Consider the following 20,306-nt stretch of genomic DNA (forward strand, 5'->3'; position numbering starts at 1 on the left):
ACATTTTTTATTCTTAAGCTCCTTATTTTTTATTGCAATTAACATCTTTTTAACACTTTATACTATTATACATAAAAAAGCGATGTTTTTCACAAACACCGCTTTTTCTATAATTCAAAATTCAATCTATAATTCTAAAGCTGCTTTTACATCACCGTTCATCAATAATTCTACCGGATTTTCAAGAGCTTCTTTTACCGCTACTAAAAATCCTACTGACTCACGCCCATCTATAATACGGTGGTCGTATGAAAGTGCTACATACATCACCGGTGCTATCACTATTTGTCCGTTTCTTACAATAGGACGATCTACTATGTTATGCATTCCTAATATCCCTGATTGAGGAGGATTGATTATAGGGGTTGAAAGCATCGAACCAAACACACCTCCATTAGTAATGGTAAAGGTACCTCCTGTCATCTCGTCTACAGTTATCTGTCCGTCACGAGCACGAGTGGCTAAGCGTTTCACTTCAGCCTCTACCCCTCTAAACGAAAGGTTTTCAGCATTTCTTATTACAGGTACCATCAACCCTTTAGGCCCTGATACAGCAATAGATATATCGTAATACTGATAAGTCACTTTGTCTTGTCCGTCTATCATCGAATTTACATCAGGGAAGAGCTTAAGAGCACGCACCACTGCCAATGTAAAGAAAGACATAAAACCAAGCCCTACATTATGACGCTCTTTAAAAGCATCTTTATATTGTGCTCTGAGGTCGTAAATAGCTGTCATATCCACTTCGTTAAAAGTAGTAAGCATAGCAGTTTCATTCTTAGCACTTACAAGGCGTTCAGCTACTTTACGGCGTAGCATACTCATCTTAGCACGCATCTCGGTACGAACACCGCCTGTAGGTGTTCCCATTGAAGGTTTTGAAGCCTTTAGAGCATCATCTTTAGTAATGCGCCCTCCTTTACCTGTACCACTTACAGCGGCGGCTGGTATCTCACGCTCTGCTAATATCTTGCGTGCAGCAGGACTCGGAGCCTGTGCAGCATATGAAGGAACTGCTGGAGTGGAAGCTGTTGGCGCTGGTGCTGGAGCTGGTTTTGAAACTTCTTGTTTAGGTATCTCTACTTTAACTTCTGATGTCTGACCTCCTGCTGGTTTAGGAGCTGCAGTATCTATCAAACAAACCACTTGTCCTACTTTCACAGCTTCACCCTCTTCAGCTTGTAGGGTGATAACGCCCGCTGCCTCTGCTGGAAGTTCAAGAGTAGCCTTATCTGAATCTACTTCAGCTATAGCTTGATCTTTTTCTACATAATCTCCCGTCTTTACCAACCAACGGGCTATTTCTACTTCAGTTATTGACTCACCTGGTGAGGGAACTTTCATTTCTAACATAGTATTTTAGTTTTAGTTTTAAAAAACAGTAATTAGTCATTATTTCTTTAATGTAACAATAAGTACCCCGTTCTTACCTTTATCACCATATTTAGTAAGAGCTATAGGGTCTTTCAGCACCATAATGCTATCAATCTTTTCAGGGGATATATTACTCATAAAATTTGTTGCTTCAGTAGCATACATTTCTTTGCCATCTACTATCACCAAAAGGTCAGTATTAGAAGGCACTCCCGTTACTGATAATGATCCTACAGTTTTATCGTTGCTACTAGTATCATTACTTTTTTTTAGAGTGACGACAATAGCACCTCTCTGAGCTTTATTACCATATATAGCCACAGCACTTGCGCCTTTTAGTACATTTATACTCTCAATATCATCTGACTTAAGAGATTTTTGCACTATACTACTCACTTTTTCATCAGTAAGCACTACATCATTTACTACCCACAAAGGTTGTTGGGCATTTCGGGCAGAAGCACACTTAATATTTGGCATTTGCTGTGCCGAAACTATATAAGTAGCCACTAGCAGTACTAATGTAATAATCTTTTTCATATTATTAAAATTTTAAACTATTCAAACACTTTGGCTATTACTTCATTATGGCGTTTGCGATCGCGAGTATGGCTACCAGAAGCAGGAGCTGCATAGGCTGGCGTACCAACATAACGCCATTTTACCAAGTCAAAATTCATTAATATATAGCCATAAGCCCCCATATTCTTAGGTTCTTCTTGCGCCCACACAAAATCAGTAGCATTAATATATTTAGCTACTACTTCTTTGAGTTGCTCTACTGGTAAAGGGAACAATTGCTCTATACGCACCAAAGCTATATCATCACGCCCTAACTTTTCGCGTTCTGCATAAAGATCGTAGTAAAAACGTCCTGAACAGAATACTACTCGTTTCACCTTATTAGCATCAGCTATAGGGTCAGTAATTACTTCTCTGAATTGTCCTTCTGCCAACTCTTCCAAAGAAGAAATCACCTGAGGGTGACGTAGCAAACTCTTAGGAGTAAATACCACTAACGGCTTGCGGAAAGTAGTCTTCATCTGACGACGCAATAAGTGGAAAAAGTTAGCTGGGGTTGTACAGTTAGCTACATACATATTGTTTTCCGCACACAACTGTAGGTAGCGCTCTACCCGTGCTGAAGAGTGTTCTGCTCCTTGTCCTTCATATCCGTGAGGAAGTAGCATCACTAAGCCATCTTGCACTTTCCATTTGTCTTCTCCACAAGAAATGTATTGGTCAAGCATAATCTGTGCTCCGTTTGAGAAGTCACCAAACTGTGCTTCCCAAATAGTGAGTGTATATGGTGATGCCAAAGCGTATCCGTATTCATAACCCAGCACCCCATATTCTGAAAGAAGCGAGTTATAGATATGAAAATCACCCTTAGCCATTGATTTCTTATATTTTAAATCTTGCAAGAAGCAAACTTCTTCTTCAGTATCTTCGGTCTTTAGTACCGCATGACGATGTGAGAAGGTACCTCGTTGTACATCTTCACCCGTAAGTCTCACCTCATAACCTTCTGTCAATAACGAACCATAAGCTAACAACTCTGCCATTCCCCAATCGATATGATTATTTTGGAAGAATGCCTCTTTTCTATCTGCTACAACTTTCTTCACCTTGCTAATAAAGTTCTTATCAGCAGGCATTTCGGTTAATACTTCAGCTATTTTAGTAAGCGTCTCTTTGTTGATAGTAGTATCTACCGATTGAAGCATTTCAGCTGGAGAAGCTATTTTAAATCCTTGCCATTCTGTTTGCATAAACGGTTTAATCACCGTTAAAGGTTCTTTTCTTGAAGTCTCTAAATGGGCATCGAGTAGTGCTTTGTACTCGTTTTCCATTTCAGTAACCAATGATTGTTGTATAAGCCCTTCTGTTATCAATTTTTGAGCATAGATATTGCGAGGATTATCGTGTTTACCAATAAGTTTATACATTTTAGGTTGAGAGAAACGAGGTTCATCTCCTTCATTATGTCCGTATTTGCGATAACCTATCAAATCTATAAAAACATCTTTACCAAAAGCTTGTCTAAAGTCTAAAGCAAATAAGAATGTGTGAACTACTGCTTCGGCGTCATCTGCATTCACGTGTAACACAGGGCTATCATTTACTTTTGCTATATCAGTAGCATAGATAGACGAACGCGAATCGGTATAATTAGTAGTAAACCCTACTTGATTATTCACAACTATATGTATAGTACCGCCTGTCTTGAAGCCTCTTAAGCCACACATCTGCACTGTTTCATACACAATACCTTGTCCACACACTGCCGCATCGCCGTGAATAACTATAGGCAGTGCTTTTAACGGATTATCTTTACAATATCTATCTTGTTTTGCTCGTGTAATCCCTTCTACTACAGCAGCTACAGTCTCTAAGTGCGAAGGGTTAGGCACGAGGTTCATATCTATTTTTTTACCTGATCGCGAAGTACGTTCAGCTGTGATGCCTAAGTGATATTTCACATCACCATCAAACCAATCGTCCATTTCATAGTCTTTACCATCAAATTCTGAAAAAATATCCTGAGGATTTTTGCCAAAAACATTAGCAAGAACGTTCAAACGCCCTCTGTGTGCCATACCGAGTACTAAATGTGTTACTCCTTTCTCGGCAGCTGCTTCTACCATAAAATCTAAGCCTGCTACCAAAGCATCATTCCCCTCTAACGAAAAACGTTTTTGTCCTACATACTTAGTATGCAAGAAATTTTCAAAAGAAGTAGCTTCATTCAGTTTGCGCAAAAGCCGTATTTTATCTTCTTTTGAAAAAGGAGTTATGTTGTTATTTTTCTGAAGATGTTGGTCTATCCATTGACGTACACTTGACTCTCGAATATACTGATATTCTACCCCTACAGAACGACAGAACAACTGTTGCAAAGTACTAACTATTTGACGCAAAGACGTAGGAGAAAGCCCTATTTCCTTAGCACTGTCAAACACTATATCTAAATCTGCAGTACTAAGCCCATAACGCTCAATAGATAAGTCTATCAACTGTGGTTCACGCGCTGCCAAAGGGTTTATTTGCGTAAGTAAATGTCCATAAGTGCGATAAGCATTGATAAGGTTCAGCACTTTAAACTCTTTTTCAATTTTTTCTGACGGTTTATTAGCCTCATTGCTTACTACTTGCTGCACCATTACTGGCACCGCTTCTTGAAGGGGAGCACCATATTGTTCTTGAGCAAAGTCAAAACCCTGAAAAAAAGCACGCCAACTGGGTTCTATAGCATCAGGATTCTCAAGATACTTGTCATATAAATCACCAAAATACGCCGTACTTGCGGCATTCAAGAAAGAATACTTATCCATAAATAGTTATTTTTTCGTTTATATTTCGTTAAAGGTATGCAAAGATAGTATTTAGTTTTGAATTAAGCAACAAATCGTGTTAAAAAAACCTAAGTAATTTACTAACTACTTAATATACAACAAAATAAAAAGCAAGCACTATTTTCATAGTGCTTGCTTTTATTGTTATCTGTATAGGGTAAAGTGTCCCATATACTCTTGTTGGTCTTCATCTTCGTGTGTGCGCAGTATATACCAATAGTCTCCTGATGGCATCTCTTTGCCTTCATAACGACCATCCCATACCTGACCCGAACGAAGCGTCTTTATATAACGTCCATAACGATCGTAAATATCTACCGTTAAGTTAGGATAACTGCGGTATATATCAGGATCCCAACCGTCATTCTGTCCGTCACCATTAGGCGTAAAGAAATCAGGTGGTACTGACTTCATATACTCTTTCTCTATCGTAAGTGTAGAACTACAATTATTAGCATCTATAGCCTCCACTACTACTAACTTAAAGATACGTCCATTCACCACTCGACTCGTTGGGTCTGTTGGCTTAAGCATATATTCACTCTCTCCATTCTCATAACTGCCATTGAATGTTATAGAATAAGGTGTATCTCCCTCTCGTGGATTACCTCCTACTACTTTCACTCTAACCTTGTTGATTTCGCGTGGATCAGTCTTATCTAATATCTCCAAGCCTGGATAACGCGTTACACTTACCGTTCCTGCCAAGGTACTTGAACATAGAGAGGTCATTCCTAATGGTCGATAGTATAACGTTACCGTATATACCCCATCATTCTCTATCTTTTGGGTTCTCAACACTTGCATATTTCCATTTACATAGCCTACAAATGGTTTTTTCGTTACACCTCCATCTATTGAGTATGACAAGGTATTCGTAGCTAATAAACCATCGCTGTTATCTCTAGCAAGTGTTATCTGTATATATGGATTTGTACTTGTTGTAGATACTGTCGAACATTCAAAACCTACAGTAGCTGTTGCTTGCAGACTAGGTGCTGCTGCTATCGTTATCTCGTGGGTTTGCGAACAGTTGCCATCTCTAAATTCTAAGCTATAAGTTCCTGGTGCCATATTAGTACGCGATACCGTTGTGCCTGTAGCTATACCCGTTCTGGTGTCTATCACATTACCTTGTGAGTCTTTTAGCTCATAGCTATAAGGGGCGCGTCCTCCTTGTATCATAAACTCAAGTTGTCCATCTGATTGCTGATAGCAAGTTTCTGTCACTGTCTTCACTACACCTAATTTCAATACATCTGGCTCTTCTATAGTGATACGCTCACTAACTTCACAACCTATTACAGCATCTTTCACTTGGATAGTATACTGTCCTTTAGGCAAGTTTACAAACATATTAGTACCACTAAATGTACCTGCCTGTGGTGTAATACTATAAGTATAGCTACCCGTTCCTGCTATCACGTTTATCTGTATCTCACCATTAGTTAGTCCATAACAAGTAATATGGGTCACACTTACCGTCTTACTAAGTGGGGCATAGTTCTCTACATTTACAGTCAGTGTTTGTACACAGCCTCCTTGGTGTCTTACCGTAATAGTATGTACTCCCGCTGTTACTGAAGTAAAGTAATTGCTTGCTTGCGCTACCCCGTCTAAAGCAAAGGTAGTTTGCGCTGCTACATCTGTATTTACTCTCACTCTAATAGCATTATTCACACTATTCGATGGACAACTGTATTCTACTGTAGCTGTTGCTTGTAGGTCTACTCCACCTTTTATTGTTATCGGATCACTTTCAGTAGTACAACTCATAGCATCTTTTACTTTTATCGTATAAGTACCCGATGCTAAACCTGTATACAAGGTCTTACCTTGATACCAATTAGCTCCACCATCTATTGAAGTACTGTAGGATTGGGTACCACCAGTAATAGTTACTGATATAGTTCCGTCATTAGCACCATAGCAAACCTCATCAGTATGCTTATCTATTCGTACTCTGATCAAATCTGGCTCTGTAATTTTGAATATCTCATCTCTATGGCAGCCATTAGCATCTTGTATCCTCACTACATATTCTCCTGGTGCTAATTTCTCAAACACACCGCTCTCTACTACCCTATCAAAACGTGGGCTAATAGCATATACTATCGTACCGGTACCACCCTCAGCCGTTACAGTTATCTTACCGTCATTCTTGCCTTTGCAAGTAACGTTGCTCACCGTGCTGGTTACTGATATAGCGTCTGCTTCTCTTATATCTATCTGAGAGCTATTATCCTCGCAGTCTAAACCACTCTTCACTTTCACAAAGTAAGTACCTGTAGCCAAGCCGCTAAACGCCCAGTCAGTCGCATTGATTTGCGTAGCCGAGATAGTCATTGCTGTAGCTGTTAGACTGCCTTGGTGTAAGCTATATTGATAACCTCCTACACCGCCTGTAGCCGAGAAGGTTATACGTGCTGTAGCTTCTCCATTACATTTCACAAACGCATCAGCTGTATTTACCGTTAAGCTTACAGTTTGTACTGCTACTACCTCTACCTTATTAGATGCTGCTGATTTGCAATAATTAACATCTTGTACGTAGAACTCATAAGTACCTGGTGGCAATGTAAAGAGATTGCTAGTGGTATAGGTTGTTGTACCTCCTAATTGGTACTGATAACCTCCTGAACCACCCGTAGCCGTTACTTGTATAGTTGCCTGTGTTTGTAAGCAGGTAGTTGGACTTACTATCGAAGCCGTTACTTTTATTTCCTGTGGCTCGTCTATAGTTACCGGTATGGTCAAGTCGCAGTTCCAACCGTCCACTATCTTCACATTATACTCTCGTGCATCAAGCCCTGTAAAGGTCGTACTAGTTTGCGCTCCGTAAATTTGCGCTCCTCCTACTTCCCACAGTTCGTACGTGTAGTTACCACTACCGCCTGTAGTACCACTTACCGTAATGCTACCACCTCTTTCACTGAAGCACTTTACATCAGTCTTAGTTACCGTTGCTGCTATAGGAGCTGGCGGACTCATAACTTGAGTTACACTCATCTCACAGCCGTTTTGGTCTTTCACCCATACAGTATAGGTTTCTGATATCAAGCCTTCAAACACTGAAGTACTGCTATAATTACCATATACACTATGTGCTGCTGGCGTTGGCGTACCTACTGTTAAGCGATACTCATAATTGCCCCAGCCACCGGCGGCTGTTACCATAAAGCTACCTGTTTGTCCGCTACCACATTTTATCTGGTTCGTTATCGTTGTACTTGCCGTTAATGCTGATGATGGACCTGATAAAGTAGCTAAGGTAGCGGTTTTTGTACAATATGGGTACTGTGTTTCTGTTACCTCTACATAGTACTTACCTGCACTTAAACCTCCTATAGGTTGGGTTCTCGGGTCACTTGTATCATTTCTACCTGCTGTAGAACTTACTACCTCTACTCCGTATTCATTTACTACTCTAAAGGTGTAGTTGCCTGCATAGCCTCTCATCGATAATGTCAACTCTCCATCATTGCCCGCTGCACAAGTTACCGGTTTGGTTTGTGCCGCACTTATCGATATATTATCGTAATTAGCTATTCCGTAGTTTACACTACGATAACAACCCGTAGCACTGTCAGTTACGGTTACTTCATAATAACCTGGTACAGTAAAGGTTACTGATACAACACTTACCCCTGAGGTTACCGTATAGATACTTGGCGTAGTTGTACCTCCTGTCACTCTCACTATATAGCCCTGATTAGAACCTCCTTCTATAGTAAAGTCTACTGCTTCTGCCCCTTGACAGTCTATCGGACGGGTCTGCTGTGCTTTAATAGATGTTATACGTTTCAGCGGTGGTATTACCGTTGGACTGTTTACATTATTAGCGGTACAGCCATTGGCATCTGTTACATATACTACTACCGTTTGGGTATACGTACCATTACTAGTCACACTCACTACATTACTATTACCATTATTTATAGTAGTGGTGCTTTGTCCATCAAATATCGCAAACTTATATGTATAAGTACCTGTAACCCCACCATCTGCTATCGCTTGTACGATTGCCTGACGCGCCTGATTATTCGCATCACAGCTAAAGTGGGTCGTTACCGTTGTACTGCTCACTACCAACTGTGCAGGCTCTGTAATAGTTATCGTTTCTGACGATTGACAAGCTCTTGATGAATATACAGTTACTGTATATACCCCTGCTTTAAGCATTGGGAATCGTATCGTCTTTGGTGTTGTATTCACCGTTTCAGTTCTTGTTGCAAAGCCTCCTGCTCCCTCTATCTGTATCACATAGTCAGTTTGAGATTGCGTACCTGGTATGGTTACATCTATCCTACCATCATCATCTCCGTGACAGCTTACATTAGTTTGTGTATGAGTAAAGGCCACCGGTAGCGCTGGTGTTACTTCTATTGTAGTGGTTTTTGTAGCACAAGCTGTCTTGTTGTCTTTCACTCCTACTATATAGTTACCTGCTGGCACTCCTGTAAATACCGGTATACTGCTTGGCGTAGTAACACCTCCTCCCAATCGAGTAAGGGTATATGTTAGGCTATTAGTTCCTCCTTGGTGGGTAATACTCAAAGTCGCTCCCGTAGGAGTCGCACAAGTTACCTCTTTTAGTATCGCTACTTGTATCCCGCTAATAGGCTCATATAATGTTACTGCTGTAAGCGTTGCTGAGCAACCCCAGCTGTCGCTTACTACTACCTCGTAGCTTCCTGCTCCCAAACCAGTAAAGGTTCGCGTGCCTTGGGCTATACCTTCCTTCACTCCGTCTTTTATCAGTTGGTAAGTGTAATTCACGCCATCTCCTCCAGTTACTGACTGTACACTTATCTCTCCTGTACCCGCTACACAATTCTCTTGGGTAACTGTTAGTGTACCACTCATTGTCTCTGGTCCCGTTAGGGTTATCGTACCTACTGTTACCTGACAGCCCTTGCCGTGGTTATCTCTTACTGCTATATGATAAGTAGCCGATACTAAACCACTTCTTACGCTCGTACTTGTCCAAGCGCCACTGGTAGGTGTTGGTGCTACCGTATCTATATAGTACTGATAAGCTCCCCAGCCTCCGCTAACATTCTCTATGCGTATCTCTCCATCGTTGTTGGCACAAGTAATTGAACGTACACTCGTTGTAGCGGTAAGTGATACCGTAGGTTCTGCTATCGTAAATACCTGTGTTTGCTCGCATAAGGTATTCTGATTGGTTATCGTTACCGTATAAGTATTCTTAGCTAAGCCTGAGAAATTCACTACATTAGCCCCTCCTGTTAAGCTAGTAGGACTTATCGTTACTCCTGCCGATGGACTTATAGCTACATTATAGGTATGGGTACTTACCATTCCTGCTAAGGTAAGGGTTACCGTACCATCGCTATCGCCCTTACAACTTACATTCTTTATCGCTACTTTGGCTATACTAAAGGTATTCGGATTAGGCGAAGTATAATCGTAATCTATCATACAGCCCGTATCTTTATGCCCTATCCAGAATTTATGCGTTGCATTAGGGGTTACTGCAAAAGTACCTGTCGATTGCCAAGGAGCAGTACCTATCGCTGCCGTAGGAGCTGTAGCTCCCTGTGCGTAGTAAATAGTACCTGCTGTAAAGGCCGCTCCTCCTGTTTGGGTGATACTAAGGGTTACTGTATCTGTACCACAAGTAATCGTACTGCTTACCGTTATATTGGCAGCATCTAAGCCTTCGTAAGCGGTTATTGTTCTTACTGTGCTGGTAGCACAACCTGATGCATCAGTTATTGTAATAGTTACCACTCCTCCTGCTGGGTCTCCATAATTAAATACATTACCCGTACCGGTACTACCATTAGGTGCTACATAGGTAATAGTTACAGAACCTGTGCCACCACTAATCGCAGCCGATGGTACTCGTATCTCTGCCTGACGTGGCGTATTACCACTCGAACAAGTAAAGCCTTTCGTAGTGATTAACGTATGGCTAAAGGTCAAGCCCGTTGGCGAGTAGACCGTAGCCGTATACGTCTTATCGCAATGTGTAAGCGTATTGGTAACTGTAATAGTGTAGATACCCGCTACTAAATTATTTGCTGAACGACTTGCCATATCAAAGGTTACTGCCCCTCCTGGCCCTGTTACCGCATAACTGAAAGCTCCTCCATTAGGCGCGTTCTTCTCTACTACAAATAGCTGTCCATCAGCACTGCCCGCACAAGTTACCGAACGTGTACTCACCTCTATCTCTGGATAAGTAGCCGATGCCACTGTTAATACTACTATCGTAGGAGAACAACTTAACTGATTCGTATCTGTTACCGTTACCGTATAAATACCTGGCATATAGCCCAAAGGTATCTGGTGGGTTACCTTAGAGGCTGTACTACCTACTACCGCAGTGAATGGATTACCACTAAGGAGCGCTCCACTAGGTGGTGTTATATCATAAATATAGCTACCTGATCCTTTATCTACTGTAATAGTAATCTCTGCCTCTTGTCCTGCTCCACAACCCAGAGGCTTGCTCACCTGTGCACTCGCCTCTAATGGATTGTGTATCGTTACCGTATAAACGCCCTCACAGCCTGTCGCTCTCTCTTTCAGTACTATAGAATATACCCCTGCTGATAAACCTGTAAATACATTATTACGTTCTTGCCAATGTAAACCACCATCTATTGAGTAGTCATAGTCTGCTATATCTGTCGCTGGTGCCCATACAGTTCGCGCCGTTGGCGTTACCGTAATAGCAAAAGTACCATTGCTACAGCCTGTATATTTTGCTTCATATACTTTAGGCTTAGGGTGTACCCCTATATCATAATTGCCTAAAATCTTAGGAGGACAATATTGGTCTGATATATCTACTCTTACAGTTATTGTCTGTACTCCTGATGGATATTCTAAATTATTAGAGTTCAATACATTATCGCGCAATATCTCTATACGATTATTTGCCGTTGCTATCGGTGTTATAAAACTACCGCCCGATACCACTGAAAGCGTATAAGTATACTGACCGCCTCCACCTTGGGTGTTGAGCACTTCTATTACCCCTGCTGTATCGCACGTTACCTTTGAGTTTACAGTTACCGTAGCTGTAATAGGGGCTAATTGTTTTACCTCGGCATCTCTACTGCCCCACTTACAACTGCCTTCGGTTACCTCTACATAATAGGTCTTACCTGCTGGTACTGTAAAGGCTGATACCGTTTGCTCATAAACCCCTATTGCCATATTTACACTTCCCGTATAAACCGTTGGTGTTCCTGCCCTATTAGCTCCCGGAGGATTAGGTAATTCATACAATCGCCAAGTGCCTGTTAGTATATTACCTAAGTGATAGTTATTCTTACGCTTAATAGTAAATGATACTTCTCCGTTAGATATGCCAGCACAAGAAGGTCTTGCCGTTAACCCTACCTGCATCGCAGGCTCAGTAGTACCACTGTAAATATCTCCCTCTGCCTCAGCTATACAGCCTTGTGCATCGCGTACATAGAACTTATAGGTTCTTCCTGGGGTTAGGTTCTTCCACACATACGTTCTTGCTGTGGCTGGCGTTGGGGCCACCCAATGGTTATTATCTATTGAAAACTCTAAATTACCCGTACCTCCTGCTGATGCTGTTACCGTTGCCACCATTCCTTGTGTTAAACCTGTACAACCACTAGCAAAGGCATTCATATTTGTCTGTACCGTTATTACAACGTCTTTTAAACTATTTGGTACTATCTTATCTAATACTTCTGTAGTACAAATAGTTGTTGTACCTCCCTTAGTGGTAGTCTTATACGTAATACTAACAGTCTTACCTGGTAAGAAACTTGGGTGCGCACCCATATTGGTGGTACTTGAGGTTACTTTTGTCCATACTCCTGATCCTATTCTATACCATACATCTGAGTCCGTATTATAAGCGTTAAAGGTCGCCTGATCAAACTTCAATTTTAAAGTCGTAGGATTACCTACTCCTGGACAAGCTACACTCGTATCTACCTCTAAGGTTGCACTCGCTAAACTTGGTTTATCTACTATCGTAAGCGTACGAACACTACTACAGCCGTATACGTCTTTCACTGTTATCGTATATACACCTGCTATCGCATTAGTTACTGTATAAGTACCCGATACTCCTGTTTGGGTAACGGTACTACCGCCCGGACGCGTAACCCCTACACTAAAAGGTGTACCGCCTACAAAATCCTTAAGCACTATCTCGCCCGTACCTGTTCCTACACAGGTAGGTGTCTTCACCGATGCCGTGAAGTCTGCTGCCGCTACCCGTGCAAGGGTTACCGTCTGTGTCTTCACGCATCTACCTGCCCTCACATATACCTCCCATGTCTCGGTAGTAATACCTACCGATGGGGTTACATTATTCGTACCACTATACGAAAGCGGTGTTAGGGTACCTGCTTTCCTAAACGCGTATTCTATACCACTTCCGCTCGCTATCACTTCTATCTTAGCATTGCTACCACAAGCCGATTGCTGCGTAGTCTTTACTCTGAAGTTTAACGATGGGTATATAATGATATTTGATACCGCACTACAACCGTATTGGTCGGTTACCGTTACACTATAGCTACCCTGTGTCAAGCCTCTAAAACTATGTGTTACCGTTGTTGTACTAGGCGATACCGTAGCACCATTGTTTAGCCTTACACTATAACCTCCATTACCATCTGTTATCGTTACAGTTACTACCCCTTGACTATCGCCCGCATAGCAGTCCGTAGCCTGCAAGGTAAGGCTTACCGTACGCGGGGTAGCAATCACTGTGGTAATTGTCTCTACACAACCCTTGCTGTCTTTTACCTCGAAAGTCGCTGTGCCTGTAGCTACCGCTGCAAAAATATTGCTGCTTTGTGGACCTGCTTTTACCACTCCTCCTACTAAGTAGGTATAATTATAACCTCCATTACCTCCACCCGCAGTTAGTTTTACTCGCGCTTTAAAATTGTTTGAACACATCGCTACCTGCTCTACCGTAGAGGTAAGAGTTAATGCTGCTGGCTCCGTAATCGTTACAGGTACTTGTATCGCACAAGTCTTACCTCCTGAGCCCGATGGTCTATAGTTGAACGTAATGGTATGAGTCCCTGCCCTGAGATTATCTACCTCAAAGGTAGGCGATTGTACATAAGTAGTATAACCCGTACCTGTACGCGTTGTACTCTCTACAGATACCTGATAACTACCACCTCGTAAATTCTCCAGCTTAAAGGTAGCCTTGCCTCTTAATCCATTACAAGAAGCCTGTGTCTGACTCGCTACACTCGACTTAAACTCTTGTCCACTAGGTATCACTACCGTCTTAACTATTTCTTGTGGACATGATGCTGCTCCTTGTGTATACTTAATCGTCATTGTATAACTACCTGGGGCTAAACCTGTAATAGTAGCCGTTGTACCTGTAGCTGTCTTACCATCTATAATATAAGTATAATTATACGTATTAGGCAAACCACTAATGCGTATCGTTCCCTTGCCTTCACAATCATAAGTGGTAATCGTATAGCTTGTGCCTGTTGGTGGCGTTATACGTTCTGGCACTTCTACCGGTATATCTAACTGGCAGCCTCCTTTATCTTTTACTGTAACAGTATGCGTGCCTGCTGGCAACCAACCTTCTGAATTGGTAGTAAAATTGCCATCATATCTATAACTATAGTCTCCATAGCCCCCAGTTACATTCGTAAAACGTATTTGCGCTTTATTCTTAGTAGCTACATTACCATCTCCACAACCTATTAGTTGCGATACTACCGCAAATCCTTTTAGCGGTGCCGCAGGCGATGTTATGTTTATCGTTACTTGTGCTTTACACTCGCGCGCATCAGTCACATATACTACACGGCTACCTGAGGTTACTCCTACAAAACGATGTTGGTTGCCTGTTACATTTTGTACTGCTCCATTATCTAATTTCACTTTATAAGGTGCCGTACCTCCACTGATAGTTAATGAAATAGTACCATCATTAGCCCCATAGCACACTACTGCTGTAGCTGTATATGTAATCGTAGGGTTAGTTGCTGCTGTTAACGTAGCTGTACCACTTACTGTACAGCCTTTGCTATCTGTTACCTCTATCCTATATGCTCCTGCTATCTCAGTCTTGTAAGTCGCTATCCTATTGGTAGGTACGTTTTGCTGTGTTTGTACAGTTGCATTCGTTCCCGCATTCTTCACTATGTAAGTGTAAGGTGCATAACCATCTTTTATCTTCAAGGTTATCTCTCCTTTTGCCGCATTACCACTATGGCAAGTAATGTCCTTAGCCACTACCGCTCCGGCAGCTCCGGCTACCGTTATCATTCTCTTTATTTCGGTAGTATAGCTTGCCGTACAGCCGTATTTATCTACTACTGTAAAGGTGTGAACCCCTACTTGTAAGTTGGTATACGTATAAACAGCTGCCGTCTGACTCGCTACTCTCGTGCCGTTATGAAAGAATGTATAAGGCGAGGTACCTATATTTTGTGCGTCTGTTACTTTCACCTGTACTTTGCCTGCCGTAGCACTACTCATACAGTAATTGTTATTAGTTATATCAGTAGTGCCTGTAAGAGTAAGGACTGGAGCATTAATAATAGTGAAATTATTATTTTGCTGACAACCGTTAGCGTCTGTTACTATAACCCTATAAGTACCTGTTTGAGTAAGAGTAAACTGAGGACTAGTTTGTGCTGTACTAATAGTAGCCGTTCCCTTATAAAGAGCATATCTATACGGTAAGGTACCTCCTGTTGCTGTCATCGTTACACGTGCCGTAGCTGGGTTGCAAGCCAAATATGTGTCTGACTTACTCGCATCTAAACTAAGCGTAAGAACTGCTGGCTGAGTAATCGTAAAGGTTCGCGTAAACTCACAATTAGAATTGTTAAGCTCCCCACGGAATTTTACGGTATGGGCTCCTACTGGTATATTTTCCCATTTATAAACTGCGTCAGTAACTGGTACAAAAGCTCCTACATTATCTTTCTGTACATAGTAGGTCGTATTTTGTGGGTTCTTAACTGCTATCTGATAAGTACCCGTACCTCCATAACATTTGGCATTGGTTACTTTCTGTGTATTAGTTTGTACCCCAAATGCTTGATTATCTTTCACTACCACTGTAGTAGTATAAGTAGACGGACAAGCCTCTGGCTCTTGGTATAAGTAAATATCGTCTATTGCCAAGTCGTTACCACTATGTTCATTGCTAAACGAACGCACTACCGCATAAAGAGTGGTATTATTGCCTGGATTTAGCTGTACTTTGTACTCTTTCCAGTCATTTACATTAGCATGTTTAGGTATAAAACCTATGTTATTAGAAGCCAATATATTGGTTTGTGCCAAGGCATCGGCTTCAGTTCTATAAAGTTCTAACTTGATATTAGGGTCGTTAGCAGCCGTAGTATGTCCATCACCCCTTATTAAATTGTAAAGAGCAATAGAGAATTGTATTGGTTTATTAGGGATGATATCCGTCATCTTACGTTGATACAATATACCCGCTACCCCTGCTGAACTACCTATATTTACAAACAAGATACGACCATTAGTTTTCCCTGTATGGTCTACTGGGTCATCACCCCATAGGTTTGGACGCATTTTATCTACTACTGTATACTCACCATCATTTACAGTAGGTCCATACGGATTAGCTCTACCTACTCCAGCACGATTATATAAGATAGTACTACCATCTTGAGGTTCAAAAACATAAGAGTCATTTATATAAGGAGTTTTTACGTGGGTAGTACCCGCCCCAAAATCTTCTAAGAAGAGTACATTCTTACTAGGAGGGTTGGCATCAGCATATTGTATCACAATAGTATGGGTACCCACAGCAAGGTTTGTAAAGGTATCACTATTTTGTGGAGTACCGCCATCTACCTGATAAGTATAGGTATAGGTAGTCCCCTTGCTGCTGTTTACTTTCACAGTTGCCTTACCCTCACAGTTATAAGTAAGAGTGGTACTAAAAGTAGGTTCCGCTATCTTATTATCTACTTTTACGGTGATATTATCTCTTCTACAACCGTAGTTATCTCTTACTGCCAATTGATAAGTACCAGGTGCTAACCACGTTTGGGTAGCGGTACCAAAATTAACACCTCCATCAAAACTATATTCATAAGGTGGTACCCCTCCTTGTACGTTAGCAAAACGTACCAAAGCTTTGCCGGCATTAGCCCCCGTACCACATTCTACCAACTTTTCAACCCCTGCTGAAGCAATAAGGTTATCAGTAGCGGTTAAATCTGGAATAGTGATAGCCGATAAGGTGAGCGTACACGTTTGCCCGTTGATAGTATATAGTACCGTAGGCGTATAAGTAGTATTAGCAGTAAGCCCTGTAATAGTACGTGTACCTTGTGGTGTCTTGCCTACCAAAGCGTATTGATAGGTATAAGAATGTACACTCTGTGGCTCTGTAAAATATATTTGTATCTGCTGACCGCATTGGGTTATCTGATAATTTGCTGTAGCAGTAGGGGCTGTCAGCTGAGTGATAACCGCTGTAGTAGTGGTAGTACAACCATACCTATCTACTACCGCAAAAGCATAAGTACCTGGGGTAGTTACCGAAAAATCGTAGTAATTACCGGTGTAGTTATACATAAGTGTCCCCGCATTCATACGGAATCCATATGACTGTCCTTTCTCTCCTCCTGTACCTGTTACACGTATCACCCCTGGTGCACAAGGTGTAATCGGTTTGAGCACACTAGCTGTAATACCTACTGGGGTATTCTCAGCTACAGTTACTACTTGCTTAATATCACATCCTTGATTATTAATTACCTCTACATAATATCTACCTGCTCTAAAATAGTTACCCAATACCACCTGAGTAGTCTGACTTGCATTACCTGTAGATGTACGCGTAAAGAGTACTGCCCCCGAAGCATTGTCCTTACGCACCTTTATAGTATAAGGGTTATAAGGAGGATTAGTAAGATTAATAGTCATTGTAGCGTTACTACCATAGCAAAGAGCTTTCTCAGTAGACACACTAAGCACTGGGGTTACCTTTTTCACATCTATATCGCTTATCTCAAAGATACAAGGCTTTTGAGTAGTAGAGGTTACCGTCTGTTTGATAAGCACTCGATAGATACCTGCACTTAAGTTTGAAAACTCTCTCCCTGTCTGCCAGTTAGTTACTGTAGTCGTACCCTTCAGCAGTGCAAACTGATAACCCATAGTAGTAGGGTCTGTCACAGTTATTTTCCCTTTAGTAGTACATACCTCATTTGTCCAAGTTACTTTAGGTTCAAGTGGATTCTTAGTAACAAGGAAATAATAAGTAGACACACAGCCTCCTTGGAAAGTAACAGTAAGACGATAGTCGCCCGCTTCTGTAAATTTCTGTGTAGTAGTCGTACCGTTTACTACATTCATCGATGTCCAACTACAACCATAGCTACTAAGGTCTGCCGGACAGTCTTGCGGTACTGGTTTATTACAATTCCCGCGTTTCTCCCATTCAAATCTCTCAGCATTGTTAACAGTAACAGTAAGGTCTAAAGAAGCATTTTTACCGCATAGGTATACTTGTGGGTATTTTCTACCGGTTGAAGAACATACATATATCTGACCACTTAACCCTTGTTGTATCATCTTCTCTATAGGGTGGTCGGCATCTGCATCATTGCTAAGTACAGTAAACTCCTCTTTCATAGTAGTACAGCCCGCTTTGGTTTTAGTAACCTTATACACCCCTGGTGAAGAGGCTACTATACTGCGCCCATTAGCAGCACCTACTATAGTACCAGTAGCGGTTGTCCACACATAAGTATCGAAACCAGCCCCTGCCGTTAGCGTAATGGTAGGCTGACAAAGTTTTTCTGTCTTTTTGTATACACATTTATTATTGAAGTCATCAGATATAGTAAAGATAGACGGAGCTTCCTTGCCTCCCCCACAAGCGGTCGTATTGCTGTAACTACCCGATTCTCGCTCTGTAGGATTCTTCACCCCCTTATACTTAGCAAATGCTTGGTTGGATATCACATTAGAACACGCATCTCTAAACTGAGTACAATCTCCCGTTACTTTTACTACAAATGAAATAGTATATTCTGCAGGGTTATTACTTTTTTGTACCAAATTATCAGGAATGGTTACTTTAAGGGTACGTGTAGCTGCTATAAAAGTACGAGTTGCTCCTGTAGGTAGAGTTACATTGCTTACATTATTCTCTAAATTTGCAGGCAACACATCGCTAATCACTAAATCTTTAGCATCATCATTCCCTATATTTTTAAATTTTATTTCATAGCGAATTGAAGAACCTACCTTTATATTAGTAGCTCCTGTAATATCATTATTATTAGAGTCGTACGCTCTTTTCTCCATTACAATTTGCGGAGTGATAACCTCTACATTAAAGGCAAACATAAAGGGGTAAAACACGTCTTGCGTAGTAGAAGGGTAAAAAGAGGCTTCTGTAGTATTATTACCTATAATAGAATTTCCATTATTCTGCAAATCGAAGATACCTGCATCAAACCCAAGCAGGTTAGTAGAAGCAGGATTACGGTCAGTATTTACACCATTTTCATCTGTTATGGAACTGTTGAAAAAGTTACTTTTAACAGCCTCATTACAAGTAACTCTTATCGGATAAGGATTCCAATAACATCCATTTTGTACAAGGCTATCTTCACGACCAGGTGCCGTGATAACCACAGGGCTTCCTGTTTTATTAGTTTTTATCTTAAGTACATCTCCTCCCAAATAAGACTCACCTTCTAACGCTGCAAAAGCTATCTTAGCATTTACAGGTAGTGGTGAAGGTACTGTAGTAAAACCAGACACCTTAATCTCTGGACTATTATTACTTGTTACTACAGAAAAGCCGTCAAACAAAGTAATATTTCTCGCAGGTTTGGTAGTGTCTTCATAAATAATAAAGAGTGTCCATCCTGCAGCATACCCATTGCCATTGGTTTCATTCCCATATGGGGCTTGCATATCAGCCACCGTAAAAGTCTCGTTATTGATACTAGTTACGTACTGCGTTACATCAGCCACACAAGCATAAGCACTTTGTGAACGACCAGTAGGATTTGCTCCTCCATCAGAATGCAATATAGTACCCGTAATATTGTGGTAAGTACCATTGCCTTGTCTAAACCGTAGTTGGTTAAACTTCGAAGGGTCAAGCACAGGGTTTGTTAGTCTATTAGCCCCTGTTACATTATCAGGTTTATAGGCCGCCCCCCAGTAAAGATAAGCTTTCTTTACTGTTAATCCACAACTTGAAGAAGGGTTAGGATTTTTAACTCTTGCAGAACTCGAATTGCGTGTGTTAGCTTGGTCTACATTAGTATACTCCAAATTTCTCTTAGAGTTATCTGCTTTCCAATCATTAAAAGGAGTATTAGCAGGACGAGAATCTCCTCTATTTAGAATAGAGTTCCCTACCACTATCATATTCCCTTTGAGAGTGGTCTTATAACGTTCGTTAAATGATTGCGCTGTAGCAGTCAAAAAAGCTGCTAAAAAGAAACATTGTAATAGTAATATTTTTTTCATATAATACTATATATTTGGGAGTTAGATATTTTTTTAACTATTTAATTCTTTGGTAATCAATCGTTGGTTAAT

Annotated in this window: 4 protein-coding genes; all 4 read right to left on the reverse strand. The window is 41.1% G+C overall.

Features of this window, described 5'->3' with window-relative positions; translation table 11 throughout:
• Positions 1 to 126: 126 nt before the first annotated feature.
• Positions 127 to 1,356: a 2-oxoglutarate dehydrogenase complex dihydrolipoyllysine-residue succinyltransferase gene (odhB, locus tag FOC45_RS08415; protein WP_009390393.1), complete on the reverse strand. Its 1,230-nt coding sequence runs from the start codon at positions 1,354 to 1,356 to the stop codon at positions 127 to 129.
• Between the two features lie 39 nt (positions 1,357 to 1,395).
• On the reverse strand, positions 1,396 to 1,917 hold the full coding sequence (locus FOC45_RS08420; RefSeq protein WP_009390394.1) for a TonB-dependent receptor plug domain-containing protein: 522 nt from the start codon (positions 1,915 to 1,917) through the stop codon (positions 1,396 to 1,398).
• A gap of 17 nt (positions 1,918 to 1,934) precedes the next feature.
• A complete protein-coding gene (locus tag FOC45_RS08425) occupies positions 1,935 to 4,712 on the reverse strand; it encodes a 2-oxoglutarate dehydrogenase E1 component (RefSeq protein ID WP_009390395.1) in 2,778 nt (925 codons plus the stop codon).
• Between the two features lie 165 nt (positions 4,713 to 4,877).
• Positions 4,878 to 20,234, reverse strand: a complete 15,357-nt coding sequence (locus tag FOC45_RS08430; protein ID WP_155846655.1) for a T9SS type B sorting domain-containing protein — start codon at positions 20,232 to 20,234, stop codon at positions 4,878 to 4,880.
• Positions 20,235 to 20,306: the final 72 nt, after the last annotated feature.

Source organism: Capnocytophaga sp. FDAARGOS_737, assembly GCF_009730375.1.
GTDB lineage: Bacteria > Bacteroidota > Bacteroidia > Flavobacteriales > Flavobacteriaceae > Capnocytophaga > Capnocytophaga leadbetteri.